The sequence below is a fragment of the Tardiphaga sp. GW822-FHT04G09 genome (assembly GCF_058800725.1).
The window spans coordinates 16,087-41,750 of sequence record NZ_JBXAMO010000014.1 but is presented as its reverse complement, the minus strand read 5'-3'; the positions used below and the strand labels follow the sequence as shown (position 1 = coordinate 41,750).

General features: G+C 63.5%; 25 protein-coding genes. 24 read left to right on the top strand and 1 reads right to left on the bottom strand.

The window, feature by feature from the left end; genetic code table 11:
- Nucleotides 1-20 precede the first annotated feature (20 nt).
- From AC1RLZ_RS21345 to AC1RLZ_RS21325, 5 genes are all read left to right on the top strand, one after another.
- Nucleotides 21-1,160 (top strand): OpgC family protein, encoded by a 1,140-nt coding sequence (locus AC1RLZ_RS21345; RefSeq protein ID WP_371425723.1) that lies wholly within the window; start codon nt 21-23, stop codon nt 1,158-1,160.
- Between the two features lie 130 nt (nt 1,161-1,290).
- A complete protein-coding gene (locus AC1RLZ_RS21340) occupies nt 1,291-3,477 on the top strand; it encodes a heavy metal translocating P-type ATPase (RefSeq protein WP_371425725.1) in 2,187 nt (728 codons plus the stop codon).
- Nucleotides 3,474-3,992, top strand: a complete 519-nt coding sequence (locus tag AC1RLZ_RS21335) for a hypothetical protein (RefSeq protein WP_371425727.1) — start codon at nt 3,474-3,476, stop codon at nt 3,990-3,992. The genes AC1RLZ_RS21340 and AC1RLZ_RS21335 overlap by 4 nt, the downstream gene beginning before the upstream one ends.
- A gap of 1 nt (nt 3,993) precedes the next feature.
- Nucleotides 3,994-4,851, top strand: coding sequence for a hypothetical protein (locus AC1RLZ_RS21330; protein ID WP_371425729.1), 858 nt, complete (start codon nt 3,994-3,996; stop codon nt 4,849-4,851).
- Between the two features lies 1 nt (nt 4,852).
- Nucleotides 4,853-5,752, top strand: a complete 900-nt coding sequence (locus tag AC1RLZ_RS21325) for a cation diffusion facilitator family transporter (protein ID WP_371425731.1) — start codon at nt 4,853-4,855, stop codon at nt 5,750-5,752.
- Between the two features lie 169 nt (nt 5,753-5,921).
- Here the strand turns inward: AC1RLZ_RS21325 and AC1RLZ_RS21320 are convergent, their stop codons facing one another.
- On the bottom strand, nt 5,922-8,621 hold the full coding sequence (locus AC1RLZ_RS21320; RefSeq protein WP_371425733.1) for a heavy metal translocating P-type ATPase: 2,700 nt from the start codon (nt 8,619-8,621) through the stop codon (nt 5,922-5,924).
- A 401-nt stretch (nt 8,622-9,022) separates the two neighbouring features.
- Between AC1RLZ_RS21320 and AC1RLZ_RS21315 the strand changes: the two genes are divergently transcribed.
- The 19 genes from AC1RLZ_RS21315 (at nt 9,023) to AC1RLZ_RS21225 (ending at nt 25,656) form a co-directional block, all read left to right on the top strand.
- The gene (locus AC1RLZ_RS21315; protein WP_371425735.1) at nt 9,023-9,298 is read left to right on the top strand and encodes a metal-sensitive transcriptional regulator; all 276 of its coding nucleotides are present in this window, start codon (nt 9,023-9,025) and stop codon (nt 9,296-9,298) included.
- Nucleotides 9,299-9,383: 85 nt separating this feature from the next.
- Nucleotides 9,384-9,869, top strand: a complete 486-nt coding sequence (locus AC1RLZ_RS21310) for a hypothetical protein (protein ID WP_371425737.1) — start codon at nt 9,384-9,386, stop codon at nt 9,867-9,869.
- 77 nt (nt 9,870-9,946) lie between these two features.
- Nucleotides 9,947-10,240: a hypothetical protein gene (locus AC1RLZ_RS21305; RefSeq protein WP_371425739.1), complete on the top strand. Its 294-nt coding sequence runs from the start codon at nt 9,947-9,949 to the stop codon at nt 10,238-10,240.
- A gap of 9 nt (nt 10,241-10,249) precedes the next feature.
- Nucleotides 10,250-11,701: a TolC family protein gene (locus AC1RLZ_RS21300; RefSeq protein ID WP_493190257.1), complete on the top strand. Its 1,452-nt coding sequence runs from the start codon at nt 10,250-10,252 to the stop codon at nt 11,699-11,701.
- Nucleotides 11,702-11,717: 16 nt separating this feature from the next.
- A complete protein-coding gene (locus AC1RLZ_RS21295) occupies nt 11,718-13,106 on the top strand; it encodes a multicopper oxidase family protein (protein WP_371425743.1) in 1,389 nt (462 codons plus the stop codon).
- 42 nt (nt 13,107-13,148) lie between these two features.
- Nucleotides 13,149-13,637 carry a cupredoxin domain-containing protein gene (locus AC1RLZ_RS21290; RefSeq protein WP_371425745.1) on the top strand — a complete coding sequence of 163 codons (489 nt, stop codon included), beginning with the start codon at nt 13,149-13,151 and terminating at the stop codon, nt 13,635-13,637.
- Between the two features lie 22 nt (nt 13,638-13,659).
- A complete protein-coding gene (locus tag AC1RLZ_RS21285) occupies nt 13,660-13,962 on the top strand; it encodes a copper-binding protein (protein ID WP_371425747.1) in 303 nt (100 codons plus the stop codon).
- Between the two features lie 74 nt (nt 13,963-14,036).
- On the top strand, nt 14,037-15,020 hold the full coding sequence (locus AC1RLZ_RS21280) for an FkbM family methyltransferase (protein ID WP_371425749.1): 984 nt from the start codon (nt 14,037-14,039) through the stop codon (nt 15,018-15,020).
- A gap of 289 nt (nt 15,021-15,309) precedes the next feature.
- The gene (locus tag AC1RLZ_RS21275; protein WP_371425751.1) at nt 15,310-15,648 is read left to right on the top strand and encodes a DUF305 domain-containing protein; all 339 of its coding nucleotides are present in this window, start codon (nt 15,310-15,312) and stop codon (nt 15,646-15,648) included.
- A 37-nt stretch (nt 15,649-15,685) separates the two neighbouring features.
- Nucleotides 15,686-17,554 (top strand): multicopper oxidase domain-containing protein, encoded by a 1,869-nt coding sequence (locus tag AC1RLZ_RS21270; protein ID WP_371425753.1) that lies wholly within the window; start codon nt 15,686-15,688, stop codon nt 17,552-17,554.
- A gap of 38 nt (nt 17,555-17,592) precedes the next feature.
- The gene (copC, locus tag AC1RLZ_RS21265) at nt 17,593-17,961 is read left to right on the top strand and encodes a copper homeostasis periplasmic binding protein CopC (protein WP_371425755.1); all 369 of its coding nucleotides are present in this window, start codon (nt 17,593-17,595) and stop codon (nt 17,959-17,961) included.
- Nucleotides 17,961-18,899 (top strand): copper homeostasis membrane protein CopD, encoded by a 939-nt coding sequence (gene copD / locus AC1RLZ_RS21260; protein ID WP_371425757.1) that lies wholly within the window; start codon nt 17,961-17,963, stop codon nt 18,897-18,899. Before copC ends, copD begins: the two co-directional genes overlap by 1 nt.
- Before the next feature lie 50 nt (nt 18,900-18,949).
- Nucleotides 18,950-19,279, top strand: a complete 330-nt coding sequence (locus AC1RLZ_RS21255; protein WP_371425759.1) for a four-helix bundle copper-binding protein — start codon at nt 18,950-18,952, stop codon at nt 19,277-19,279.
- Nucleotides 19,280-19,344: 65 nt separating this feature from the next.
- A complete protein-coding gene (locus AC1RLZ_RS21250) occupies nt 19,345-19,836 on the top strand; it encodes a DUF305 domain-containing protein (RefSeq protein WP_371425907.1) in 492 nt (163 codons plus the stop codon).
- Between the two features lie 33 nt (nt 19,837-19,869).
- Nucleotides 19,870-21,042: an OpgC domain-containing protein gene (locus tag AC1RLZ_RS21245; protein ID WP_371425761.1), complete on the top strand. Its 1,173-nt coding sequence runs from the start codon at nt 19,870-19,872 to the stop codon at nt 21,040-21,042.
- A complete protein-coding gene (locus AC1RLZ_RS21240; RefSeq protein WP_371425763.1) occupies nt 21,039-21,647 on the top strand; it encodes a c-type cytochrome in 609 nt (202 codons plus the stop codon). Before AC1RLZ_RS21245 ends, AC1RLZ_RS21240 begins: the two co-directional genes overlap by 4 nt.
- A gap of 95 nt (nt 21,648-21,742) precedes the next feature.
- Complete coding sequence (locus tag AC1RLZ_RS21235) at nt 21,743-23,017, top strand: type II restriction enzyme NmeDI-related protein (RefSeq protein ID WP_371425765.1); 1,275 nt, start codon at nt 21,743-21,745, stop codon at nt 23,015-23,017.
- A 72-nt stretch (nt 23,018-23,089) separates the two neighbouring features.
- A complete protein-coding gene (locus AC1RLZ_RS21230) occupies nt 23,090-23,563 on the top strand; it encodes a DUF411 domain-containing protein (protein WP_371425767.1) in 474 nt (157 codons plus the stop codon).
- 167 nt (nt 23,564-23,730) lie between these two features.
- Nucleotides 23,731-25,656: a diguanylate cyclase domain-containing protein gene (locus tag AC1RLZ_RS21225; RefSeq protein WP_371425769.1), complete on the top strand. Its 1,926-nt coding sequence runs from the start codon at nt 23,731-23,733 to the stop codon at nt 25,654-25,656.
- Nucleotides 25,657-25,664 lie beyond the last annotated feature (8 nt).

Here is a 25,664-nt window from a genome sequence, read left to right as displayed (position 1 = left end):
CGGCATCGACGGCGCTCCGGATGGACATCATGAACGACGCAACGAAATCAGGCGGCACGGGACGGGATCTGCGTCTCGATCTGTTCCGCGGCATGGCCAATTGGGCGATCTTCCTGGATCACGTGCCAAACAACGTGGTCGCGTGGCTCACCATGCGGAACTACGGGTTCAGCGACGCGGCGGAGTTGTTCGTCTTCGTATCGGGGTTCACGGTCGCGTTCGTGTATTCGAAGACGTTGCGAGCAAAGGGGCCGCTTGCAGCAGCGGCAGGTATCCTCGGCCGGGTCTGGCAGATCTACGTCGCGTACGTGCTTCTCTTCGTCTTCTACGTGGTGGCGGTCGGCTACGTCGCGCAACGCTACGGCCACGCCCATCTGCTCGACGAATACAACATCCGCAGCCTGATCGCCGATCCGGTCGAATTTCTGAAGCACGGTCTGCTGCTCGAATACCGCCCCCTCAACCTGGACGTCCTGCCGCTGTACATCGCTCTGATGGCCCCTTTTCCCCTTGTGCTCTGGCTGCTGACCAAGGCACCGGGCGTCACCTTGGCGGGCTCGGTCGTCCTCTACGCGGTGGCCCGGTCATTCGGCTGGAATCTTCCGGGGTACCCGTCCGGATACTGGTATTTCAATCCGTTCGCCTGGCAACTTCTGTTCGTGATCGGAGCATGGTGTGCGGTGGTCGATCGCGGCACATTGGATCGGACGCTGCGCTCGGGCATCGTGCTGCCACTAGCTCTTGTCGTCGTCGTTCTCTCGGCGATCGTGATGCTTGCGCCACTCACCGGAAATGGTTGGCTGCTGCCGGAGAAGCTGCACCTCCTTTTCCCGACGAACGACAAGACCAACCTCGCACCTTACCGCATCGCCCATTTCCTGGCCTTGGCGATCATCGTCGCGCGCATCGTTCCAGAAAACGCGCCGGCGCTGGCCTGGCCTGTCTGGCGGCCGTTGATCGTCAGCGGCCAGCATTCCCTTGAAGTCTTCTGCGCGGGAACGTTCTTCGCGGCCGTCGCGTATTTCGCGCTCGACCTCGTCGATGGATCCGTCAGATCCCAATTCGTCGTGAGCGCGGCGGGCATCTGCGCGATGGTCGCCGTGGCCTACCTTCGGAAGTGGTCGAAAGAAAACAAGGCGCGTCCCGCGATCGCGAGATGACGGATATGGCGATCTCAACCGCGGATCGATGCTCCGCTCAAGCAGCGGCGACTGCTGCGAGCCGGCGAGCGGCGGAACGGCAAGAGGTTCCAGATCACGCGTACGAAATGAGAAATTATGGGAGAGACCGATGACTGAAGCCGCACACGACGACCAGATCAAGATGCGCGTCGAAGGAATGGACTGCGCATCGTGCGCGGTGAAGATCGAGAACGCGCTGCGCCGCGTGCCGAGAGTCACCGATGTAGCCGTCTCCGTGGCGGCCGGAAACGTGACCGTCAGACACGATGGCGTCGATGTCGGGACATTGGCCGCTCGGATAACCGCTCTGGGCTACAACGTCGCGCCTGCCGACGAGAAGGGCGTCCATGCGCCCCACGGGAACGGCGGTGCATCTCACGACCATGACGATGCGGGCTTGCACGGTCACGATCACGGCCCTACCGACGGGTCTTGGTGGCGGACCTCCAAAGGCATCTTGACGATCGCCTCCGGAGCGGCGCTGGGAGCGGCTTTCCTGATCGGGAAGCTGGCTCCGGCTACGGAAAAATGGGCGTTTCTCGTCGCCATGATGGTCGGATTGATCCCGATTGGTCGGCGCGCTTTCGCCGCGGCAATATCAGGGACGCCGTTCTCGATCGAGATGCTCATGACGATCGCGGCCGTTGGCGCGGTCTTCATTGGAGCGACCGAGGAGGCCGCGACCGTGGTCTTTCTGTTTTTAATCGGCGAACTCCTGGAAGGTGTCGCGGCCAGCCGCGCGCGCGCGAGCATCCAGGACCTCACGAAGCTGGTCCCCAAGACGGCGATGCTCGAGGAGAACGGATCCGTCCGGGAAGTCCAGGCGGACACGCTCATAGTCGGTTCGATGATTCAGGTCCGGCCGGGCGACCGCATCCCTGCGGACGGCCTCATCGTCTCCGGAGAGAGCTTCGTCGACGAGGCGCCCGTGACTGGCGAAAGCACGCCTACTAGGAAGGGTCCCGAGGAGAGCCTATTCGCGGGCACCATCAACGGCGATGGGTTGCTGACCGTGCGCGTGACTGCCGCGGCGGCGGACAACACCATCGCGCGCGTCGTCCGGTTGGTCGAGGAGGCGCAGGAATCCAAGGCTCCCACGGAGCGCTTCATCGACCGTTTTTCCCGGTACTACACGCCCGGCGTCGTGGTGGTAGCCTTCCTGGTCGCCGTCATCCCGCCGCTGCTGTTCGGCGGCGTCTGGAGCGAGTGGGTCTACAAGGGCTTGGCGATCCTCCTGATCGGGTGCCCGTGCGCCCTGGTGATCTCGACGCCTGCGGCGATCGCCGCCAGCCTGTCGGCCGGTGCGCGCCGTGGACTGCTGCTCAAGGGCGGCGTCGTCCTCGAGCAGATGGGCAAGATCACCCTCGCATGCTTCGACAAGACCGGGACGCTGACGGCCGGAAAACCGGTCGTGACCGACGTGCTGTCGTTCGGCACTCCGGAGGACGAGGTGCTGCGGCTCGCGGCGGCGTTGGAGACAGGGTCCAGCCACCCGCTGGCGACGGCGATCCTCGCCGAAGCCTCAAAACGGGGGATCATTTCGCCGTCCGCCTCGGGATCTCAGGCGCTCGGAGGCAAGGGCGTCAGCGCGACCATCGACAGCCGGCAGATCTTCCTCGGGTCGCCCAAGGCCGCCGGCGAAATCGGTATCCTGGATATCGAGCATCAAGGCCGTGTCGCGGCGCTCAACGACGAGGGCAAGACGGTTTCGATCGTGGTGATCGGAACTTCGATAGCGGGGGCGATCGCAATGCGCGACGAGCCCCGCCCCGACGCCGCGAAGGGATTGAAACTCCTGACCGACGCCGGCATCCGGACGGTCATGCTGACCGGAGATAATCGCCGAACCGCCACGGCGATCGGCAAGTCGCTCGGGATCGAGGTGCAAGCGGGGTTGCTCCCGCAGGACAAGCAGCGGATCGTCGCGGAATTCCAGGCGCAGGGCTTCGTCGTCGCGAAAATCGGCGACGGCATCAACGACGCGCCGGCGCTCGCGGCGGCCGATGTCGGGGTCGCGATGGGCGGCGGCACCGACGTCGCCCTGGAGACCGCCGATGCCGCCGTGCTTCACGGTAGGGTCTCCGACGTCGCCGCGATGATCGATCTCTCGAAACGCACGATGCTCAACATCAAGCAGAACATCACGGTCGCGCTCGGGTTGAAGGCGGTTTTCCTCGTCACGACGGTCATCGGCCTTACCGGCCTCTGGCCGGCGATCCTCGCCGACACCGGCGCCACGGTCCTGGTTACGATAAACGCGCTCCGGCTGCTGAAGCCGCCGAGGACGCAGCCATGAGCCTGGAGGACATTTCGAGAGGGAAAAGTGCCCCGGTCTTCTTTGCCGCAGCGCTTCATATCTGTGCCGCAAACTTCGGCCTGCTGATTCCCGCCCGGGCCGCCGCGAGCTTCGCGACGGAAAACCCATGGGCGGCCGAGCACCTAGAGAAACTCCCGCCGGACATTCGTCGTCAAGTTTCGCGCCGCGAGCGCGCCTGCGGAAGCGGCGCTCTCGCGGGTCACTATTTCGCGGTCTCGATCGAGGGCGGCGGGCAGCGCTTCGTATCGTTGCATTTCGAGGACATCTCCTGCGCCAACCGAGAATCCTTGTGCCGCGGCAATGCCTGTCTCCATGAGGTGTTCGCGGAGTCGGGGGGGCGGCATCGGGTCGTGTTCAGCGGTTATGCGGAAGACGTCAGGATGAACAACGATCGAGGCACGGTCGTCCTAGAGGTCTCGCTCGGAGGGAGGCGGCAAGCTCTGGTGTGGGACGGGCGAAGGTTCGTTCCGGCAAGAAGAAGCAACGGATACTGAAATGCATACTTTGATCCTGAAGCATCTCCATCTCGGGGGCGCGAACCTGAGCTACCGCAAGAAATTCGGCCTGTTCTTCACCGTCGCGTGCGTCGTCACGGTGCTCGGCGGCGTCAAGACCGCCGTGCATTACTTCGGGCTGGAGTTTCTCGAACTGAACCGGCTCCTGACGAGCGGCATCGGCGGCGCGATTTTCATCATCGGCTTCCTGCTGTCGAGCATCCTGGCCGACTACAAGGAGGCGGAGCGCATCCCTGCGGACGTCCGCAATTCGGTCGAAGCGATCGATGGCGACCTCGAATGCTTCGCCTCGGACAATTCGGAGTTCGATCTCGCGACCTGTCGCGGCATACTGCTCTCGATCCTGGATCGGCTCCGTTCCGGCCTCGAACATTCCAACGGGCACAAGAACATTCCTCCGGTGCTGGAAGAGATAGCCAAGCTGACTCCGATCTTCGGGCGGCTCGAAGGCATGGGATTGGCGGCCAACTTCGTCGTCCGGCTGCGCACGTCGCAGGATGTGCTGCGCAGGTCCATGCTGCGCATCTATCAGATCCAGCGCGTGGAGTTCGTTCCGTCGGTCCACGTCCTCGTTCAGACGCTGGTGTTCGCGATCGTCATCATGATGCTCTTCCTCAAGACTGAGGGCGATCCGGCGTCGGCGATGATGTTCGGCTTCATAAGCTACATGTTCGTCTACGCGCTGTACCTGGTCCGGCTTCTCGAACAGCCGTTCGCGCAGGGGCACGGATCGCTGGACGACGTCAGCCTCTTCCTCTTGGACGAGCTCCGCGAAAGTCTGCGTAAGTCCCTTGCCGAGGTCACGTCGGCGGCGCCCCACTCACTTCAGGAGATTTGACATGCACGGCGGTGGAACCACTGGAACGGCGGCCGCAAAGCACGCCACGCGGCTCGCTTGGGCTTTGGGCCTCACGGCGACCTACATGTTGGCCGAGGTGGTCGGAGGGCTTATTACCGGTAGCCTCGCTCTTCTGGCGGACGCCGCCCACATGTTGACCGACGTGGGCGGACTGGCCCTTGCGCTTGTCGCCATCCGCTTCGCGGCGAAGGAAGCGACCCCGCAACGAACCTACGGGTATCTTCGGATGGAGGTGCTATCGGCGCTGGCCAACGCCGTCGTGCTGCTTCTGCTGACGGTCTACATTCTTTACGAAGCCTATCGGAGGTTTTTGGCGCCGCCCGAAGTCCTCGGCGGACCTATGCTGATCGTGGCGACGGGCGGACTAATCGTGAATCTGATCAGCATGAGACTTCTGATGGGCGGATCGTCGGAAAGCCTCAACGTGCGAGGCGCCTATCTCGAAGTGCTCGGTGATATGCTTGGCTCCATCGGGGTCATCGTGGCCGCCCTCCTCATGATTTGGAAAGGATGGGTTCTGGCCGATCCGATCATCGGAGCGGGGATCGGACTGTTCATCGTGCCCCGGACGCTCGGGTTGCTCAGACAGGTGACGCACATCCTCATGGAGGGCACTCCGGCGAATGTCGACGTAGGTACGCTCGAAGCGAAGCTGAAGCTTATCGCCGGCGTCGTCGCCGTGCATGACCTCCACGTATGGACCGTCACGTCCGGCTTCGATGCGATGAGCTGTCACCTGGTGGTGGAGGATCTGTCGAAAGGAAGGGAAGCTTTGCAGGAGGCGCGCCGTCTGATGAAGGACGACTTCAAGATCGATCACGTCACGATCCAGGTCGACGACGAGGCGATCAGAAACGAGGAGCCGGTTTTGCACGTTTGATGGATCAAAGACTCCCAAAGGGTTCACACCGCCTTTCGTCAGATCGACGACAGACGGTGCATTTTGCCAAGGCCACGTCGCTCGCGTTCCGGTGTGGCGGTCTGGGAAGACCGACCTCCGGCGCTTCGTAGGAATCCTCTTCTCCCGTACCGATGTGCGTGGCTGTCGCCTAGAGGCGGGTCGCCCGTAGACGCAGCGCGTTCCCCACCACCGTCACGGAGGACAACGCCATCGCTGCCGCCGCGATGATCGGAGAGAGCAGCAGCCCGAAAGTCGGATACAGGACCCCCGCGGCGATCGGAATGCCCGCCGCGTTGTAGATGAACGCGAAGAAAAGGTTCTGCCGGATGTTGCTCATCGTCGCCTCCGAGAGGCGGCGGGCCCGGATGATGCCGCCGAGATCGCCCTTGAGCAGCGTCACGCCGGCGCTCTCCATGGCCACGTCGGTGCCGGTGCCCATGGCGATGCCGACGTCGGCTGCGGCCAGGGCCGGCGCGTCGTTGACGCCGTCCCCCGCCATCGCGACGATCCGCCCGGCCTTCTGCAGCTTCTTCACTACCGCGCTCTTCTGGTCCGGCAGGACTTCCGCCTCGACCTCTGCGATGCCAAGGCGCTTCGCGACCGCCATGGCCGTGGTGCGGTTGTCGCCCGTCAGCATGATGACCCTGATGCCTTCGGCCGCCAGCGCCTTCAGCGCGTCCGGCGTGGTGGCCTTCACTGGATCTGCGATGGCGAGGATGCCGGCGAGTGCTCCGTCGATCGCAATATTCACGACCGTCGCGCCATCGCCGCGAAGCGTTTCGGCACGGCCTTCCAGCGACGAGGTGTCTACCCCGGACGCGTTCATGAATTTGGCGTTGCCCAACGTCACGACCTTGCCGTCGATCCTGCCTGTCACGCCCTTTCCGGTCGGAGAATCGAAGTCCGTGACGGCCGCGAGATTGAGGTTGCGCTCCTTCGCCTCGCGGACGATGGCGTCGGCCAGCGGATGCTCGCTCGACCGCTCGACGCTGGCTGCGAGCCTGAGCACCTCGCTTTGGTCGAAGCCCGGTGCGGGAATGATGGAAACGACCTTCGGCTTCCCCTCTGTGAGCGTTCCGGTCTTGTCGACGACCAGCGTGTCGACCCTCTCCATGCGCTCCAGGGCTTCTGCGTTCTTGATCAGCACGCCGGCCTGCGCGCCGCGACCGACCCCGACCATGATCGACATCGGGGTCGCGAGGCCGAGCGCGCACGGGCAGGCGATGATCAGCACGCTCACCGCCGCGACGAGGCCATAGGCAAGGCGCGGCTCTGGGCCGAACCAGACCCAGGCGGTGAAGGCCGCAACGGCCACGACGATGACCGCGGGCACGAACCACCCGGCGACCTGGTCAGCCAATCGCTGGATCGGCGCGCGGGACCGCTGCGCCTGAGCGACCATCTGCACGATCTGGGAAAGCAGGGTGTCGCGGCCGACCTTTTCGGCCTGCATGACGAAGCCGCCGGATTGGTTGAGCGTCCCGGCGATGATCTTCGCGCCGACCTCCTTGGTGACCGGCATGGATTCGCCCGTTACCAGCGATTCGTCGAGCGAAGAGCGACCTTCGGTCATGACGCCGTCCACCGGCACCTTTTCGCCGGGGCGAACGCGAAGCCTGTCACCGACGTTCAGGCTGTCCAGCGCCACTTCGTGGTCCTCGCCCGTATCGTCCACCAGCCGCGCGGTCTTGGGAGCGAGATCGAGCAGCGCCTTGATGGCGCCCGACGTCGCCTCACGCGCCCGCAGTTCGAGCACCTGCCCGAGCAGGACGAGGACGGTGATGACGGCGGCGGCCTCAAAGTAGACCGCCACGGCGCCGCCATGGCCGCGGAACGCGGGCGGGAAGACCCCCGGCGCCGCCGTCGCGACCACGCTATAGGCATAGGCCACGCCCGTGCCCATCGCGACGAGCGTGAACATGTTCAGGTTGCGGGTGACGAGCGATTGCCAGCCGCGGACGAAAAACGGCCAGCCTGCCCACAGCACGACCGGCGTGGCGAAGAAGAACTGGATCCAGTTCGATAGCGACGGCTCGACGAGACCATGTCCGCCGACGAGGTGGCCACCCATCTCCAGAACGACGGCCGGCGCTGCCAATGCTATGCCGATCCAGAACCGGCGCGACATGTCCGCGAGTTCCGGGTTGGGCTGGTCGTCTAGGCCGACCAGTTCGGGCTCGAGCGCCATACCGCAGATCGGACAGCTTCCCGGGCCGACCTGTCGGATCTCCGGATGCATCGGACAGGTGTAGATGGTGCCCTCAGCCACCGGAACCGCAAGCGCGTCCGGCTTCGACTTCTGCAGGTATCGCTGCGGGTCGGCGGCGAACTTGCTGCGGCAGTCGGCCGAGCAGAAATGATGGGTCTCGCCGGCGAGTGCGAACTTGTGCGGGGTCGTGTCCGGATCGACGGTCATTCCGCAGACGGGATCGATCGTGCCGGCGGCTGCCTCGTCATGAGCGTGGACATGTCCTTCATGGGAGCGACCGCCGTGATCGGCTCCGCCGCAGCAGCCGCCGGTTCCCTGCACGGTGTCCGCCTTGGCCGAATAAGCGTCGGGTGAGGCTGCGAACTTTGCGCGGCAGCCAGCGGAGCAGAAGTGGTAGCGCTGTCCGCCATGGTCGAAGCTGTGCTTGGCCGTGTCCGGATCGACGGTCATTCCGCAGACCGCATCGGTCGCCTTGCCCGTATCGGCGTGGTCCTTGCGTTGGCTTCCGTGCGACGCGTGCCCGGGCGCGTCATGCGCCGCACCGCCGCAGCAGGCGGAAGCAGCGGACTTCGTCGCTACGCTCTGCGGTCTGGAGCCACAGCCGCAACCACCCGAACCATCTTTTTTCGCCTCCGACATCTTCTTTCTCCAGGTCAAGAACTAATACCCTGTAGGGGTATATGCGCCCAATGCGCTAGGATATCAAGATGCTTCGTCGAAATGCGTGCGCGGCCGACGTCCAAGGCGAGGATGAAACAAGGGATGCCGTAATGAGTCCGTCGCGGACCTCGGAGACGCAGCGCGAACAACCCCTCTCCATCCGGAAACCCGATTGAGCGCCGCGGAGTCAGGCGCGCGAACCTGTCGCTCACCGGAGCCAAGCGGGGCAGCCGCGGACGGACCTGCCGCACGGCAACAACCTTGCCCGGCAACACCTGCGCGTTCCGAATCCGGACCGATGACCGGAGATCGCTCATACCTGTCCGGTACCGTTGCTTCGCCCCCTTGCAACCTGTACCCAGTAGGGGTACATCTCCCGCATGCGCGACGACATCAAGACATCGGTGAAGAAACGCCTCGGAAGGATCGAGGGGCAGGTCCGTGGCCTGTCGAAGATGGTCGAAGAGGACCGATACTGCATCGACGTTGTGACGCAGATCTCCGCGGTCCGTGCCGCGCTGCGCCGCGTGGAGGAAGAAGTGCTCAAAGACCACGTTTCTCATTGCGTGGAGCACGCCATCGCGAGCGGCGACAAGGCCGACCAGCGCCAGAAGATCGCCGAACTGATGGCCGTCGTCGGAAGGGCCGAACGATGACACGTTTGCAATTCGCCTTGGCGTTCTGGAATTTCGCGGATAGGCTCCGCCGATCGACGCGAACACCCGAAGGCATCTGAACCGTATGCTCGTCAGGCTCACCAGGAAACGTAGGCTGAAGGCAGGGTGGATCGTCGCCCTCGTCTATATGCTTTGCATCCTGGCGCCGACCCTGTCCTACGCCCTGCCGGGCGAACACGCCTCTGCCCACTGCCTGACCATGGAGGGCATGTCCGGCTCGATGCACATGCACGACGAAGCCGTCCAGCCGATGCACGCCCATCTCGACGGGCAGCAGCACGACCATGCTTCCGCGCAGCCGGCGTCGATGTCCGACGCGGCAGACATGATGACGATGTCCGACGATATGGACGGCGATGGCATGCCGGCGAAGAAGGCTCCTCACACCACCAGCGGCCAATGCTGCGCCCTGATGTGCGTCACGGCGATGCCTGCTTCGCTGGTCGATTTCGCGATGCCTCCGATGCCGACCTTGGTCCGCATCGCGACCAGCTATCGCGCCACCGCCGACAATGCGCCGGCCGTGCAGTACCGTCCCCCCATCGGCTGATCTGAACGTCTAGACTCGGTGCGTGCCCTGCAGAGGGATGACGCGCCTGTTGTCCACCGTCATTTCAGGAAACGAACATGTTCACGCAGTTTGGGGCGAAGCTCGCCGCCGTTCGCTCGGTGGCCGCTGGTGTATTCCGTTCACGACCGGCGATGCTCGCCGCCGTATCCCTCGGCACCCTCACTCTAGGAGGCTGTCTGCCGACGACAGTGCCCTTGGTGGGCGCCGACCCGGCCGATCCTTCGGCCAGGGTAGCGGGGGTAGGCTACCGCTCGACCGTCGCTCCCTACAGCAGCCTCCGGCCGGCGGCGCCGGCGCCTTGGCGCGAACAGAACGACCGCGCCGCTCCGGCGCCGAAATCCGACCGGTAGGAGCGAGACATGTCCAGCACGCGTCACGCCCACCGTCCGTTCGTCGCCCGCCGCGGTTCCAAGCCCGCAGCGGTGGCGGTCCTGTTCTCCTCGCTCCTCCTCTCCGGATGCGCCACCTTTTCGCCGGACGCCGGTATGGGCGTGGTCGCCGGGGTCGCCGGCGAGACCATCAAGAAGGACGTCATCTCGATCAGGACGCAGGACGACGCGGTACGCGCCGACGGCGCCGTCAAGGGCCTGCTACGACGAACGCTCACCGTGGATAGCGCCGTCCAGATAGCACTGCTCAGCAACCGCGGCCTTCAGGCGGCATACAACGAACTGGCGCTTGCCGAAACGGATCTGGTGGCGGAAAGCCTGCCGCCGAATCCCACCTTCTCCGTTTCACGCATCGCGGGCTCCGGGGTTGTCGAATTGGAACGCAGGATCGTGGCGGACATTCTTGCGTTGGCAACGCTTCCGGTACGTTCCGAGATCGCGCGACAGCGTTTCCGTCAGGCGCAGCTCCGGGCAGCGGAGGAAACGCTCCGACTGGCTGCCGATGTGCGGCTCGCGTACTTCCGCGCGGTCGCCGCCAACGAGCTTGTTCTACTCCTCACAGATGCCAAGTCCACGGCCGAATCCACGGCCCAGCTCGCATCGAAGCTCGGTCGGACCGGAGCGTTGAACAAGCTCGACCAGGCGCGAGAACAGGTCTTTTACGCCGAGATAACGGCGGAGCTCGCACTGGTACGGCAGGAGGCGGCGAGTTCGCGCGAGCGTCTGATCCGGCTTGCTGGACTGTGGGACGGAGACCTGGGATTCCGCATCCCGATGAAGCTTCCGGCGCTGCCACGTCGGCCACAACCGCTTCCCGGCATCGAGGTCGATGCCGTCGAGCGTCGCGTCGACCTGCAGATCGCACGTCTCGAACTGGTCGCTCTCGCCAAGAGTCTGAAGCTCAGTGAGGCAAGCCGGTTCGTGACACTGCTGGATATTGCCGGGATCAACAAGAAGACGTCCGATGCCGGCGGCGCCGCCACGGAGCGCGGAGTCGATCTCCAGTTCCAGATCCCTCTCTTCGATGGTGGAGAAGTCCGAGTCCGGCAAGCCGTCGAGACCTACAATCAGGCCTTCAACCTCTTGACGGAAAGAGCGGTGAACGTCCGTTCGGAGGCGCGCGACGCCTACAAGACCTATCGGTCGGCGTACGACATCGCGGGCCACTATCAACGCGAGGTCCTTCCGCTGCGAGAGATCATCTCCAACGAGATGCAGCTTCGCTTCAGCAGCATGCAGGACGACGTGTTCGCATTGTTGACGGAGGCCAGGCAGCGCATAGCCGCCCTGCGCGCCGCAATCGAGGCGAAGCGCGATTTCTGGACGGCGCAATCAGAGCTGCAGACCGTCGTCAACGGCGGCGGTCGATCGGACGCACCGCAGCAGACCCGGACCGCGAAGACCGCCAGAGCCGGCGGCTGAATAGAAGGACTTGAACATGCTTTCCCGTAGAGGCTTTCTAAACACTGCCGCCCTGGCCGGTACCGTCGTCGTCGGCGGCCGGGTGCACGCCGCTAACATTCCCGAGGCGCCCACCATGGAGAAGGCGACGATGCAGCCGCCGCTGCACCCGTCGAGCGGTCCCGACTATAATCCAGTCGTCACCTTGAACGGCTGGACATTGCCGTGGCGGATGAACGGCGACTGGAAGGAATTTCATCTGGTCGCCGAACCGGTCGAACGCGAATTCGCCGAAGGCATGAAGGCGCATCTGTGGGGCTACAACGGTCAGTCACCGGGGCCGACGATCGAGTGCGTAGAAGGCGACAAGATCCGCATCTTCGTCACGAACAGGCTTCCCGAACCGACCACGGTGCATTGGCATGGCGTTATCCTGCCGAGCGGAATGGATGGCGTCGGTGGCTTGAGTCAGCCTCACATTCCGGTCGGAAAGACCTTCGTCTACGAATTCGAGATGAAATATAGCGGAACGTTCATGTACCACCCTCATTCGGACGAAATGGTCCAGATGGCGATGGGAATGATGGGCATGATCGTCGTGCATCCGCGCGACCGCTCCTTCCGGCCCGTCGATCGTGATTTTGTCTTCATCATGAGCACCTACGACATCGATCCCGGCACCTATCTCCCCAAGGTGTCGGAGATGACGAACTTCAACATGTGGACGTTCAACAGCAGGGTCTTTCCCGGCATCGATCCGATGATTGTCCGACTGGGCGATCGGGTGCGCGTCCGCATCGGCAATCTTACGATGACCAATCATCCCATCCATCTGCACGGCCACAAATTCGCCGTCACGTGCACTGACGGCGGCTGGGTGCCCGAAAGCGCCCAGTATCCGGAGACCACCACCGACGTGCCTGTCGGTGCGGTTCGGGTTTTCGACTTCATCGCCGACAATCCAGGGGACTGGGCGTTCCATTGCCACAAGTCGCATCACACCATGAACGCGATGGGTCACAATGTTCGGAACATGATCGGCGTTTCGAAGAAGGATCTTGCGAAGGCCGTTGGAAAGCTGGCGCCGGACGCGATGGCGATGGGAACGACGGGAATGGCGATGGGCGAGATGGAGATGCCGATGCCGGACAACACGCTGCCGATGATGACGGGCTCAGGGCAGTTCGGACCGATCGAGATGGGTGGCATGTTCACCGTCATGAAGATCCGCGAGGGCCTCGCCCGCGACGATTACCGGGACCCCGGCCCGTACAAGCACCCGCAGGGCACCGTCGCCTACGAAGTCGAGGCGCCGCAGAAGGATGCGCCGCGCCAGACCAACGAGAAGGCAAAGGCGAAGTCCGCCGCCCCGCAGCAGACGAAGGGCATGGACATGAAGGGGATGAAAGGAATGAAGGGGATGTGACTTCCCGCCCGACACCAGCAAACCGGAACACGGAAGCAACCGATGAAATCTATGTCATTCGCAGGAGCCGCAACGCTGGCGCTCCTGCTGCACACGGCGCCCGTCCTCGCCGAGAGCGATCATGCCGGACACGCGAAGCACGACGAGGTCTTCACGACCGGCGAGCCCGGCGACGCGAAGAAGCCGGCCAAGATCGTGCAGATCACGATGACGGAGGCGAACGGAAAAATGCTGTTCACGCCCGCGAAGATCGAGGTCCGCAAGGGCGATCAGGTCAAGTTCGTGCTGCGCAACGGCGGAGAGCTCGAACACGAATTCGTCCTCGGGACGACCGAGGAGAATCTGAAGCATGCCGTTTCCATGTCGAAGAATCCCGACATGGAGCACGACGATCCGAACGCCGCGAAGCTGGCTCCGAAGATGACGGGTGAAATCGTCTGGAAGTTCAGCAAGGCGGGCGAGTTCGAATACGCGTGCCTGATACCCGGCTACCGCGAAGCGGGCATGGTCGGCAACGTCGTCGTCAAGTAGCAACCCACGAAAGGAAAACAAAATGACCACCAACAGACTCGCAGCCGCCACCCTCGCGTTCTCGCTTCTGTTTTCGTCGGCAATCTTCGCGCAGGACGCGATGGTCAACGGCGAAGTGAAGAAGGTCGACGAGACCGCCAAGAAGATCACGCTCAAGCACGGCGCGATCAAGAACCTCGGCATGGAAGAGGACGGCATGACGATGGTTTTCAAGGTCCAGGATCCGGCGATGCTCAAGCAGGTGAAGGTCGGAGACAAGGTCCAGTTCACGGCCGAGCGCGGCAGCGACGGCATCGCCATTACCAAGATCCAGAAAAGCAAGTAGGGCACGAACGGTTTGCGCGCGCCGGCGAGCCCGCCGGCGCCGCAGCTCCGGGTCGAAGCGCTGAAGGACACGGCATGGATGCATCTCCGCGCAACGAAGGACCGGCCTCCGCAGGACGGACGCTTGCGTACGATCGCGAAACCGGACGGCTGAGCGGCGCGCGCCTCGTCGAGCGACTGGCGGTGGCCGCGCTGCAGGCGGGATCGGCGGCAACGGCGCGGTTCGGGCACCGCGGGTATCGGCTCGGCTGCAACGTCGTGTCCTCGGCCGTCGCACCCGGCGACATCGCAATCCGGCTTAATTCCGACGCCGTCTTCTCCATGCCCTTCGCGGACGGCTACTGGAGCCGCCTGCTCAACAGACGGTACGTCTACGAAGCTGAGATCGAGACCTTTCTGCGCGGCGTGTCAGACGTCGACTACGTATTCGTCGATGGCGGCGCCAACTTCGGATACTGGTCCGTGCTCGCGTCCAGCAGACCTTTCGGCGCGCACGATGCTCTGGCGATCGAGGCCTCCGCGCCGAACGTGTCGCGTCTCGAATTCAACTCCAGGCTCAACGGCTGCCGCTTCCGCTGCATCCACGCCGCGATCGGCGGCGCGCCCGGCGGCTTCGTCCGCATCACCGGCGACCGTCACGAAGCCTTTGGCACGGCGCGCGCCGGCGCCGGCGATCCCGACGCCGTCCGGACCGTCTCGCTCGACGGCCTCATGACGGAAGGTGCGATCGAACCCGCCCGACCGGTGGTCGTGAAGCTCGACGTGGAGGGCGTCGAGATTGAAGCGCTCCGGGGCGCCGAGCTGCTCTCGGCGGGAGATGCTGTGTTCATCTGCGAGGAGCACGGCGCGGACCGCCGGCATCTCGTTTCGCGGCATCTGATGAGCAAAACGTCGCTTCGCCTGTACGTCTTCGATGCCGCGACGGCAAGTTTCGTCCGGCTGCGGGACCTGTTCGTTCTCGACCGCATCAAGCGCCACGCATGGGTGGGATACAACGTTTTCGCGACCGCGAGCCCGTTTTGGAAAGAGAAACTCGAACGCATCGGATGGCGGTCATGAACGCGCCAAAGCGAATCCTTGCTGCGCCGCGCGTCTGGATGGACCTGCGTGCCGCGATCCGCGAGGTGCGCCCGCCTCGTTCCGTCGCCGAACCCGAATTCGATTGCTTGAGATATTGAGCGCTGGCCCTGTTTTTCCGACGATCCGAGAGCACGCGCGCCGCGCCGCGCGACGTATTTCTGCGTTCTGAAGCGGCGAAATCGACGGTGGAGTTTGCTGGTCGCGGCGCGGAACAAACCATTTGCTGCTGCCGTTTCGGCAGGCGTCGTTTCAACAATGGAGAAATGTCATGACGAGTACCGCACGAACTATACTTCGCAACTACGTTTCCGCCGCAGCCCTTCTGTTCGTTCTGGCCGCCCCCGGCCTGGCCCGGGCCCAGGGTGCCGAGAAGGAATACAAGGCGTCCATGGAGAAGATGGACGCGGCGATGATGAAGGGGATGGACCCCGACCCGACCAAGGCCTGGGCCAAGATGATGGTGGCGCATCACCAGGGCGCGATCGACATGTCCAAGACGGTCCTGAAGGAGACCAAGGATCCGATGATCCGCCAGATGGCCGAGAAGGGCATCAAGGAACAGAGCGAGGAGCAGAAGATGCTCGAGGAGTGGATCAGCAAGCACTGACCCGTAGCCGACCCTAACCGCAATCCGCGAGGACGCCATGATCGCACTGCCCTACGACTACTATCTGATCGCATGGTTCGTCCTCGCGGCCGGGTCGACGGCGTACGTCGCCTACGACCAGTTCAACGGCAACCCCGAGCCGACCGTCATGAAATGGGGATTCATTTTGGTCACGCTCTACATGGGGCCGTTCGGGCTGCTACTCTACGTCCTCGCGGACAAGGAGCCGACGCCGGGTGAGCACGAAGAATTCACGTCGCCGCTGTGGAAGCAGGGCGTCGGCAGCACGATCCACTGCGTCGCCGGCGACGCGACCGGCATCATTCTCGCGGCCGTCGTCACGGCCTCGCTCGGGTTGCCGATGTGGATCGACCTGATCGTCGAATACGTCGCCGGCTTCTCGTTCGGACTGTTCGTCTTCCAGTCCCTGTTCATGAAGAAGATGATGGGCGGGACCTACTGGGAGAACGTCCGCAAGAGCTTCGTCCCCGAGTTTATCAGCATGAACGCGATGATGGCCGGCATGGCGCCGGCCATGAGCTTCCTGATGATGGGTCGCGACATGCGCGCGATGGATCCGCTCGAGCTGGTGTTCTGGGGCGTGATGTCCCTCGGCGTGATGGTCGGCTTCACTACCGCGTACCCCTTCAACGTCTGGATGGTGAAGAAGAAGATCAAGCATGGCCTGATGACGGTACGCGCCGGCAAGGCATCGAAAGCCCACGCAAGTCATGCAGCGATGCCCGCTATGGAGGGAATGGACCACGGCAAGATGAAAGAAGGCGGCGGCCATGCGATGGGCGGCGATGCCACGCGCCCTCAGCTGGCCGCGCTCGCGGGCGTCACGGGATTTCTGCTCATATCCGGGATGATCGTTCCGGGGTTTTCGGTGAATCTGGGCCTGAGCGCCCGCGATGTCGATGGCGCGATCATGCCGCCCGGAATGATCAACACGTTCGACCTGCCCGGCGAGGCCATGAAGGACATGGCCGCGGTGAAGCCCAGGCAGGTAACGTACACGGCTCCGCCCGACGCGAAGGGCGACCAGGTCCTCCAGCCCCGCGTCGAGAACGGCATCAAGGTCTTCGACATCGAGGCTTCGATCATCCGTTGGAACATCCTGCCGAACGTCGCGGTCGACGCATACGCGTACAACCGCCAGGTGCCCGGGCCGCGGCTCCAGCTCACCGAGGGCGAGCACGTCCGGATCAATTTCCACAATGCTCTTCCGGAAAGCACGACGGTGCATTGGCACGGTCTGATCGTTCCCAACGAAATGGACGGACCGGCGAAGGTCACGCAGGATCCCGTCCCCCCGGGCGGTTCCTACACCTACGAATTCGACGTCGCCCAGAGCGGGACCTACTTCTACCACAGCCACGACCATCCGGACCGACAGCAGGCGCTCGGGCTCTACGGCGCGCTGCTGATCTCGCCAAAGGATCCGTCGGCGGAGGCCAAGGCCGACATCGACTACACGGTCCAGCTTCAGGAATGGCTGAAGCGGGAGTGGCGGACGTTTCCCGCCATGCTGATGGAAGGTGCGCTGCCCAACTACTTCACAATCAACGGCAAGGCGTATCCCTCGACCGATACCGTTCCGATGAAGGTCGGCCAGACCATCAAGATCCGCTTCATCGGCACCAACAACAACTTCGTGCATCCGATGCACGTCCACGGCGGCCCGTTCCAAGTCGTGGCCGTGGACGGAGTGACGCTGAACGAGAGCGCGAAATACCAGGCGGACACCGTCAACGTCGGGCCGGGCCAGCGCTACGACGTCGTCTGGACCGCGCGAAGGCCAGGCAAGTGGCTGGTGCACTGCCATATCCCCCACCACACCGCCAACAACAACGTCGAAGAGAAGGGCGGCGGAGGCCTCATGCTCGTTCTGGACGTCCACTGAAATCCGCACACCAACTCTGCATCACCGAAGGAATACCAATGTTCAAGAAGACCTCGTTAGCCGCCGTCACGCTGATCGTCACAACCTTCGGCACCGGCGTCGCGTACGCCCACCCCGAATTCCAATCGGCGGAACCCGCCGCAGGGAAGTCGTCTCCTTCGCCGAAGCAGATCCGAATCCTGTTCAACGAGAGCGTCATCCCGCAATTCTCCGGGATCGAACTGAAGGACCAGGCCGGAAAGGCGGTCGCGACCGGAAAGGCGACGACCGATCCCACCAACAAGAAGCTGATGATCGTGCCCCTGAAGGATGAGCTGGCGCCCGGCGACTACAAGGTCGAATGGCACGCGGTGTCCGACGACACACACAAGGTGAAGGGCAGCTACTCCTTCGGCGTGACGCGCTGATGATCGATCTCGGGCTCGTCGTCGCACGTTTCCTGCACTATGCGGCATCGACCACGCTGGCCGGGGCGGCGTTTTTTCCGCTCTACGCCTATGCCTACGCGGGCGCCGAGCCTGAGATGCTCGGCCGCTGGAGGGGCAAGGTCCTGTCGTGGTCGGCGCTCCTCGCTCTGATCAGCGGTCTCGCATGGTTCTGCTTCTCCGTGGCCAACATGAGCGGCGCTCTCGCGGACGTCGCGGATCCGGAGGTTCTCTCGTCCGTGCTGCATGATACCGGCTTCGGCGTCGTTTGGACGGCGCGGATGGTTCTCGCGGTCGTCATCGTCGCAGCCGCGCTTCTGCTGCCGTCGCGGTCGACGGTGTGGCGTGATCTCCTGATGTCCTCCCTCGCGGCGGGGCTGCTTGCCTCGCTCGCCGGTGCGGGCCATGCCCAGATCGAAGAGGGATGGCAGAGCGTGCTGCACATCGCAGCCGACGCGGCGCATCTCCTCGCCGCGGGCGCGTGGCTCGGGGGACTGGCGCCGCTGGGGTTCATACTGCTCGGCTATGCGGGGATTAAACCCGCTCCATGTGCCGTTGACGTCGACGGGGTGCTGATGCGTTTCTCCGGCATGGGCTACGCCGCCGTGGCGACGCTCGTCGGCACCGGCTTGGTGAACAGCTGGCTCCTCGTCGGATCGGTGTCGAGCCTGATGAACAGCGCCTACGGGCAGATACTCATGGCCAAGCTGGCCTTCTTCGCGGGAATGCTCGCGCTTGCGGCGGCCAACCGGTTCTGGCTGGTGCCGGCGCTGGAGGCCGCCGGACGCGGCGGCACGGGCGGCATCGATGTCTGGCGTGGTAAATTGCGGACGCACGTCCTCAGCGAACAGGGGCTCGGCCTCCTGGTCCTGCTGTGCGTGAGCGTACTGGGAACGATCCGGCCGGCGATCGGACAATGACCGGCGAGAGCGGTCGCCATCCCGGCGACCGGCAAGACTGGAGAACTGCCATGAAGATGGACGCACACATGCAGAAATGCATCGACGATTGCCTGCGCTGCTACCAAACCTGCTTTGGCATGGCGATGAATCATTGTCTGGAGAGCGGAGGAAAGCACCTTGAGCCCGCGCATTTCAGGCTCATGACGGCGTGCTCCGAGATCTGCCGCACGTCCGCGCATTTCATGCTCATGAGTTCTCCGCATCACAAGCATCTATGCCGCGAATGCGCGGAGATCTGCACCGAATGCGCCACTGATTGCGAACGCGTCGGCGGCATGGAGGACTGCGTGAAGGCCTGCCGGGCATGCGCCGAAAGCTGCCGCGCGATGGCGGCCTGAGCCGAGGGGAGGCCCCCGGGCCTCCCCTCCCAATGACCCATGGATGATGGAGAAACCGGATGAAGATGAGCTACGCCCGCTTCGGCGCTATGATCGCTACCTCGACGGTCGTAATGTTCGGCCTGATGTACCTCAACACCTACGCCTTGGACCACGTATTCTACAGCCAGACCCGCACTTGGATGGCGCTGCTGATGGGAGCGGTCATGGCCATCATCATGCTCGCCTTCATGCTCGCGATGTATCCCAGCCGAAAAGCCAATGCGGGAATCGTAATCGCGGGCGTCATCGTCTTCGCTGCTTCGCTCTGGCTCGTCCGGAGCCAGCAGACCGTGGACGACGTTTCCTACATGAAGGCGATGATTCCTCATCATTCGATCGCCATCATGACCAGCGAGCGCGCCCACATCCGGGATCCCCGCGTGCGTAAGCTCGCCGACGGCATCATCGAAGCGCAGGTCCGCGAGATCGCCGAGATGAAGCGGCTCATCCAAGACCTCGACGCCAATCCTCCCGCCGCCGGCGCGCCCGACCTGCCAGCCCGCCCACCACAATAGGCGGATGGTCCCTTGCACGAACCACTCAAATCCATGACCTCGATGCGCAACGGCGAGACGAATCGGCCAGGCCGTGATCTCCGTCTAGACCTGTTCCGGGGACTCGCGAACTGGGCGATCTTCCTCGACCACATTCCGAACAACGCCGTCGCATGGCTTACGACCCGGAACTACGGCTTCAGCGATGCCGCCGACATCTTCGTTTTCATCTCCGGCTACACGGCGGCCTTCGTGTACGAACGGCGGATGGCGATTCAGGGCATCTTGGCCGGCACGGCGCTTCTGCTTCGTCGGGTCTGGCAGCTGTACGTGGCGCACATCCTTCTGTTCGTTTTCTATGCGGTGGCTATCGGCTACGTCGCGCAGCGCGGCCACTCCCATCTTCTGGACGAATTCAACGTGGCCGGACTGATCGAGCAGCCGGTCGCCACGCTTTCTCAGGGGCTATTGCTGAAGTTCAAACCGCTGAATCTGGACGTACTGCCGCTGTATATCGTGATCATGGCCGGCTTTCCGCCGCTGCTGATCCTCATGCGGCGCGCGCCGGACTTGGCATTGGGGGCTTCCTTCATCGTCTACTTGTCGGCGCGTTTCTTCGGTTGGAACTTTTCGGCATACCCGTCCGGCGGCTGGTACTTCAATCCTTTCGCATGGCAGCTTCTTTTCGCAATGGGTGCATGGGCGGCGCTGGGCGGTCGGACGCGGGTGCAGGCCCTTGCACGGTCGCGGGCGGTCCTTGTCGCGAGCATCGCCTTCGTGGCCTTCGCTTTCGTGGTCACGTTCGCCGTCCGTTTCGGCATCACCGGATTTCTGCCCGCTGGATTAATCGACGTGTTCGATCCGAACGACAAGACCAATTTGGCGCCGTACCGCGTCGTCCATCTGCTGGCTCTTGCGGTCATCGTGGTGCGGCTTCTCCCCAAAGACTCGTCCATCCTGCACTCTGCGTTGCTGAAGCCGGCGATCGTCTGCGGTAAACGGTCGCTCGAGGTCTTTTGCGTCGGGATATTCCTTTCGTTCATCGGCCACTTCATCCTCGACATGTACTCGAACGGCCTCGTCACGCAGATCGCCCTGAGTGCGGTCGGCATCTCCCTGATGACCGCCGTGGCGTTCTACCGGACCTGGTCGCGGACGCTGGATGCGCCCTCGGCGAACGCAACACGGCCAGCCGGTCACCAGGCGGAGCAGGAGGCGGTCACATGACTAGACGCTGGGTCGCAGGCATCTTCGCAATATCGATCGGTCTAGGTGCCGTGGCGCTGTACTTCGGCGCCGGTGCCTATGACATGGGAGCCGACGCGCCGCATTGGGAAGTCACCCGGCGGGCCATCGAACTGGTCCGCGACCGCTCGATCGCCGCACATGCGAAGAACATCGATCTTCCCGAACTTCAGGACGAGAAGCTTGTGTCGAAAGGAGCCGGCCAATATGCGGCGATGTGCGTGAACTGTCATCTCGCGCCCGGCATGGCGGATTCCGAGATTCGGCCGGGCCTCTACCCGCAACCTCCGAACCTGTCCGAACAGCGCATCGATCCGAAACGGGCGTTCTGGGTAGTGAAACACGGACTGAAGATGAGCGGCATGCCGGCCTGGGGCATCGGTCATGACGACGACACCATCTGGTCCATCGTCGCGTTCGTGACGCGGCTGCCGGGTCTGTCTGCCGACCACTACAAAGAAATGGTGACCAACGCCCCTCCGGACGAGGAGATGGGCAATATGAAGATGGACGGTGACAAGAGTTCGCCGGGCAAAGCCAAGGACCGCGCCGACGAGGGCGGGTCCAAGCCCGTCCATCCGCATTGACGATCGACGGCTGGATGCAAGCATCCGCTTGTGGGAGAACGGAGCCGCACAGCGGAGGGGCGATGCCTTCCCGGCAAGAAGAAAGATTGGGCGGGATGGCGTACGACGGGGCCTCCGGGCGGCTGAGATACTCGATCGAGGCCTGGCGGACCGATCCGGGCGCCACGTACCGGACTTGGTTTCTGTGGGAGGAGCGGCTGAAGAATTTCCGGTCCATCCGCCGCGGCATCGAGCAGGTCGTGCGTCAAATCGAGGACGGCACCTTTGGCAACGTCTACAAGGGATCTTCCCTTGAAGTCGCCGTGAAGTCCGTCGCAGAGCAGCGACAGATATTCAAGGGCGCCGACCATGCGTTTCTCTGGAAACCGAAGCTGCGGATCCCCGACATCTACGAAGATGCCGACAACCAGCGCGCCTTTGGGCGCTTTCTCGACACGTGCGCCTGCTGCTCGACCGAAGAACAGGTGCTGGACGCCGTGTTGGCGCTCGACGGCCGCAAGATCAAAGGTCTGGGTCCCGCGGCGGCGAACCTGCTCTATTTTCTGCACCCCACGATCGCGTCGCCATTCAATACGGCGATCGTGAAGGGTTACAATGCCGTCACCGGTTCGAAGGTGAAGCTCGGCAGCTGGCCCGACTACCTGGCAATGCGGGCCGGCGTGCTGCGGCTCAACGCCCAGCATCGCGATCTTCTTTCCAACGATCTGGGCGCGATTGCGGGCTTCCTGTTCGACGTCGGGACGGGGCGCTACCCGGCGCCGCCGCTCGAGGGGGCCGACGGCGTCGCAGCTTGGGAACGCGACTTAGCAAAGGTCCGCGAACGAGCGGCTGCCCAGGCACCGGGCCGCGAGATGGAGACCGACCGGACCCACACAGAGATGCAGGGCCTGCTGCGCGACATCGGCTTTGGCCTCGGATACGACGTCTGGATCGCCGCCAACGACCGCAACCGCGCCTACGGCGGCGGACGGCTGTCGGACGGTTGCGCCGGCGACCTCAGCCCCTTCGACGGTTCGGCCGGAATAGATGCCGTCAGGCTCATCGATGTGCTCTGGTTGGACAAGCGGGACGGAGCCATCCATGCCGCCTTCGAGGTCGAGCATACGACGTCGATCTATTCAGGCATCGTCAGGATGCTCGATCTCGCGCTTGGGCCTTGCGGCCCGCTCTTGAAGGGGATCTTCCTCGTCGCGCCGGACAGCCGCGAAGCCGATGTCCGGGCGCAAATGGCGAGGCCGGCGTTCGCGGCCGTTGTGGACCTGGACGTCCGGTATCTCGCCTACGGCGAGCTGGAACGACATCGGGAGTCGATCATCCGTTTCGGAGAAGGCCTGAAGGCGGTCAGGTCGATTTCCAAGAGTTTGCCATGAGGCCGTCGCGTCAACGCCACCTTGAACGGCGCACCATCGCCATACCGACCATTTTAACGAGAGGATTGTTCCATGCATGAGATCGCTCTTCCGACACGCCGAAACGTGCTGGCGCTGCTGGCCGCTGGCCTTGTCATGCCGATGTCGGCACGCGCTGAGGCGCCGGCCATGCTTGTCCACAAGGATCCCAACTGTGGCTGCTGCGGGGGATGGGTGGAACATCTCCAGGCCGAAGGATTCGTCGTGACGGTCGAGGAAGCCGTCGATCTGCGGCCGATCCGCGCGCGCCTCCGCGTCCCGCAGTCGCTGTCATCCTGCCACACGGCGGAGGTCTCCGGCTACGTCGTCGAGGGACACGTGCCTGCGGCGGCCATCCGACGGTTGCTCGAGGCGCGTCCCACTGCGCTGGGACTGGCCGTCCCCGGTATGCCGGCTGGGTCGCCGGGAATGGAGAGCGGAACGCCCAAACCGTACGACGTCGTCCTCTTCACCTCGGACGGTCAGCGGCCTTTCATGCGCTTCGTCGGCTCGAAAAGCGTCATTTGACGTCATCCGTTGAAAGAAGCGACAAATACGACGGCCCTGGTGTGCAGCGCGGTCGACTCCGGCATTGAAGCGTCGTTGCACCGGATGTGCCGTCGTCAGGTGGTTGAGACCCTGAGTCGAAGATTCCATTAAGCCCGTTGTGACAGATTGCGCGCCCGGAGATGATCATGTCCAATGCGCGCGGCCACCCCAATAGACGGCTATCCGTAGCGACGGGCTTCTTCGTCGCGATGGTCTGCCTCACGATCGTCGGAGTGAGCGCCTGGCGAGAATTGGGTTCGCGGGCAGCCGACCTGAAGAACGCCGAGGTCGAAACTAGCAACCTCGCGCGTTCGCTGACGCAATACGCGGACGACACGTTCGAATTGGCCGACAATTTCCTGATGTCGACGGTAAGCCGCCTGGAGATGGACGGCGGATCGCCTTCCGCGGTCGCACGGCTTCGAAAGGTGCTGGAATCGCGCAGACCCGGGCTTGGACGCATCCGGGGCCTTTTCGTATACGACAGCGCCGGCCGATGGCTTGCCACGTCGGAGGATATCGATATCGGAGGACTCAACAACAGCGACCGGGAGTACTTCGAATTCCACCGGAGATCCTCCGACCGCGGAACACATCTCGGGAACCCGGTGAAAAGCCGGTCGGGCGGCCAATGGGTCGTCACCGCGTCCCGGCGCTTCGACAACGCCGACGGATCCTTCGCTGGAGTCGTCCTTGCGACCGTGGACGTCGCCCATTTCTCACAGTTCTTCGGTAGTTTCGACATCGGACCGAACGGCTCGGTCTCCATGCTGAGCACGTCCGGCATCATGTTGGCCAGAATGCCGCAAGACGAGTCCTACATCGGCCGCGACATGTCGGCGACGGAACTCATCAAGGGCCTTCGTGCGCGTTCGCGAGAAGGTGTCTACTACTTCCGGTCGCCGTTGGACGGGCGTGAGCGACTGAGTTCATACATGGTGAGCTCCCGCTATCCGTTGGTTCTTTTGGCGACCAAGGCAAAGGACGACGTTCTCGCCGGCTGGCGGCAGGAAGCGACGAGCAGGATGATCTTCATGGTCTGTCTGACGTCGGTGATCGCGATTATCGGCCTGTTTCTTGTGCGCCAATTGGCTCAACGCCAACGCATGGTAGCCGCCCTTCGCGCCCGGGAAGCTGACTTCCGCCTGTTGGCGGAGGAATCCAGCGACATGGTGATGCGGGTCGCGTTAGACGAGCGGGTTGTGTACGTTTCTCCATCATGCTCGCGCGTACTTGGTTGGGATGCGACGTCGCTTCTAGGCACGCCCGCGTTGGGCGGGGTAAATGCGGAGGATCTGCCCCGGGTCGAGCAAGCTGTCGCCGACCTTAAGCGGGGCGTCATCGAAGAGACCAAGATCGTCTACCGCACCCGGCATCGCGAAAAAAAGGAAATCTGGCTGGAAACGGCGCTGCGAGCGACAAGGAGCCCTGAAACTGGCGAGATCGACGGTGTCGTCGCGATATCGCGCGACATGACGGAGCATAAGGACCTGGAACGGAAACTTGCCGCCCTCGCGACGACCGATAGCCTGACGGGGCTCGCCAATCGGCGGCAATTCGACGAAAGGCTTCAGGAGGAGTGGGCGCGCGCGACAAGGGACGGCACGCCTTTGTCGTTGCTCATGATCGATGTGGACCATTTCAAACGCTTCAACGATCACTACGGACATCAATCCGGCGATGGGGCACTGAGGGCGCTGGCGGCCATTCTTGTTTCAGAAGCCCTCCGGCCGGCCGATCTTCCGGCAAGATACGGCGGCGAGGAGTTCGTGATGCTGCTGCCCAACACGGATCTGCAAGGCTGCGAACGTGTCGGTGACCGCGTCCGCAGCGGCTTGCACGAACTTTCGCTACCCCATGTGCAGAACGCGCCGTCCGGAATAGTGACCGCGAGCGTCGGCGCCGCGACGGCTTGGCCGGGCCTGGCCGGAGCAGGCCAAGCGATGCTCGTTGCAGCCGCGGACGAGGCCATGTATTCGGCCAAGGAGGCGGGGCGGGACCGGCTGGTCAGCGCCCGGCAACCGAGGAAGTCGTCGAGAGTCGCAGAAGAAGCGGGCGCGCCCGTGAATTGAGGGCAATG

Coding starts and splice junctions, on each gene's coding strand:
- AC1RLZ_RS21325 (WP_371425731.1), top strand. CDS start 4,853: ATGCACGGCGGTGGAACCACTGGAACGGCGGCCGCAAAGCACGCCACG.
- AC1RLZ_RS21320 (WP_371425733.1), bottom strand. CDS start 8,621: ATGTCGGAGGCGAAAAAAGATGGTTCGGGTGGTTGCGGCTGTGGCTCC.
- AC1RLZ_RS21245 (WP_371425761.1), top strand. CDS start 19,870: ATGACCTCGATGCGCAACGGCGAGACGAATCGGCCAGGCCGTGATCTC.
- AC1RLZ_RS21340 (WP_371425725.1), top strand. CDS start 1,291: ATGACTGAAGCCGCACACGACGACCAGATCAAGATGCGCGTCGAAGGA.
- AC1RLZ_RS21330 (WP_371425729.1), top strand. CDS start 3,994: ATGCATACTTTGATCCTGAAGCATCTCCATCTCGGGGGCGCGAACCTG.
- AC1RLZ_RS21235 (WP_371425765.1), top strand. CDS start 21,743: ATGGCGTACGACGGGGCCTCCGGGCGGCTGAGATACTCGATCGAGGCC.
- AC1RLZ_RS21300 (WP_493190257.1), top strand. CDS start 10,250: ATGTCCAGCACGCGTCACGCCCACCGTCCGTTCGTCGCCCGCCGCGGT.
- AC1RLZ_RS21295 (WP_371425743.1), top strand. CDS start 11,718: ATGCTTTCCCGTAGAGGCTTTCTAAACACTGCCGCCCTGGCCGGTACC.
- AC1RLZ_RS21270 (WP_371425753.1), top strand. CDS start 15,686: ATGATCGCACTGCCCTACGACTACTATCTGATCGCATGGTTCGTCCTC.
- AC1RLZ_RS21230 (WP_371425767.1), top strand. CDS start 23,090: ATGCATGAGATCGCTCTTCCGACACGCCGAAACGTGCTGGCGCTGCTG.
- AC1RLZ_RS21255 (WP_371425759.1), top strand. CDS start 18,950: ATGAAGATGGACGCACACATGCAGAAATGCATCGACGATTGCCTGCGC.
- AC1RLZ_RS21345 (WP_371425723.1), top strand. CDS start 21: ATGGACATCATGAACGACGCAACGAAATCAGGCGGCACGGGACGGGAT.
- AC1RLZ_RS21225 (WP_371425769.1), top strand. CDS start 23,731: ATGTCCAATGCGCGCGGCCACCCCAATAGACGGCTATCCGTAGCGACG.
- AC1RLZ_RS21250 (WP_371425907.1), top strand. CDS start 19,345: ATGAGCTACGCCCGCTTCGGCGCTATGATCGCTACCTCGACGGTCGTA.
- AC1RLZ_RS21285 (WP_371425747.1), top strand. CDS start 13,660: ATGACCACCAACAGACTCGCAGCCGCCACCCTCGCGTTCTCGCTTCTG.
- AC1RLZ_RS21310 (WP_371425737.1), top strand. CDS start 9,384: ATGCTCGTCAGGCTCACCAGGAAACGTAGGCTGAAGGCAGGGTGGATC.
- AC1RLZ_RS21290 (WP_371425745.1), top strand. CDS start 13,149: ATGAAATCTATGTCATTCGCAGGAGCCGCAACGCTGGCGCTCCTGCTG.
- AC1RLZ_RS21240 (WP_371425763.1), top strand. CDS start 21,039: ATGACTAGACGCTGGGTCGCAGGCATCTTCGCAATATCGATCGGTCTA.
- copD (WP_371425757.1), top strand. CDS start 17,961: ATGATCGATCTCGGGCTCGTCGTCGCACGTTTCCTGCACTATGCGGCA.
- copC (WP_371425755.1), top strand. CDS start 17,593: ATGTTCAAGAAGACCTCGTTAGCCGCCGTCACGCTGATCGTCACAACC.
- AC1RLZ_RS21315 (WP_371425735.1), top strand. CDS start 9,023: ATGCGCGACGACATCAAGACATCGGTGAAGAAACGCCTCGGAAGGATC.
- AC1RLZ_RS21280 (WP_371425749.1), top strand. CDS start 14,037: ATGGATGCATCTCCGCGCAACGAAGGACCGGCCTCCGCAGGACGGACG.
- AC1RLZ_RS21275 (WP_371425751.1), top strand. CDS start 15,310: ATGACGAGTACCGCACGAACTATACTTCGCAACTACGTTTCCGCCGCA.
- AC1RLZ_RS21305 (WP_371425739.1), top strand. CDS start 9,947: ATGTTCACGCAGTTTGGGGCGAAGCTCGCCGCCGTTCGCTCGGTGGCC.
- AC1RLZ_RS21335 (WP_371425727.1), top strand. CDS start 3,474: ATGAGCCTGGAGGACATTTCGAGAGGGAAAAGTGCCCCGGTCTTCTTT.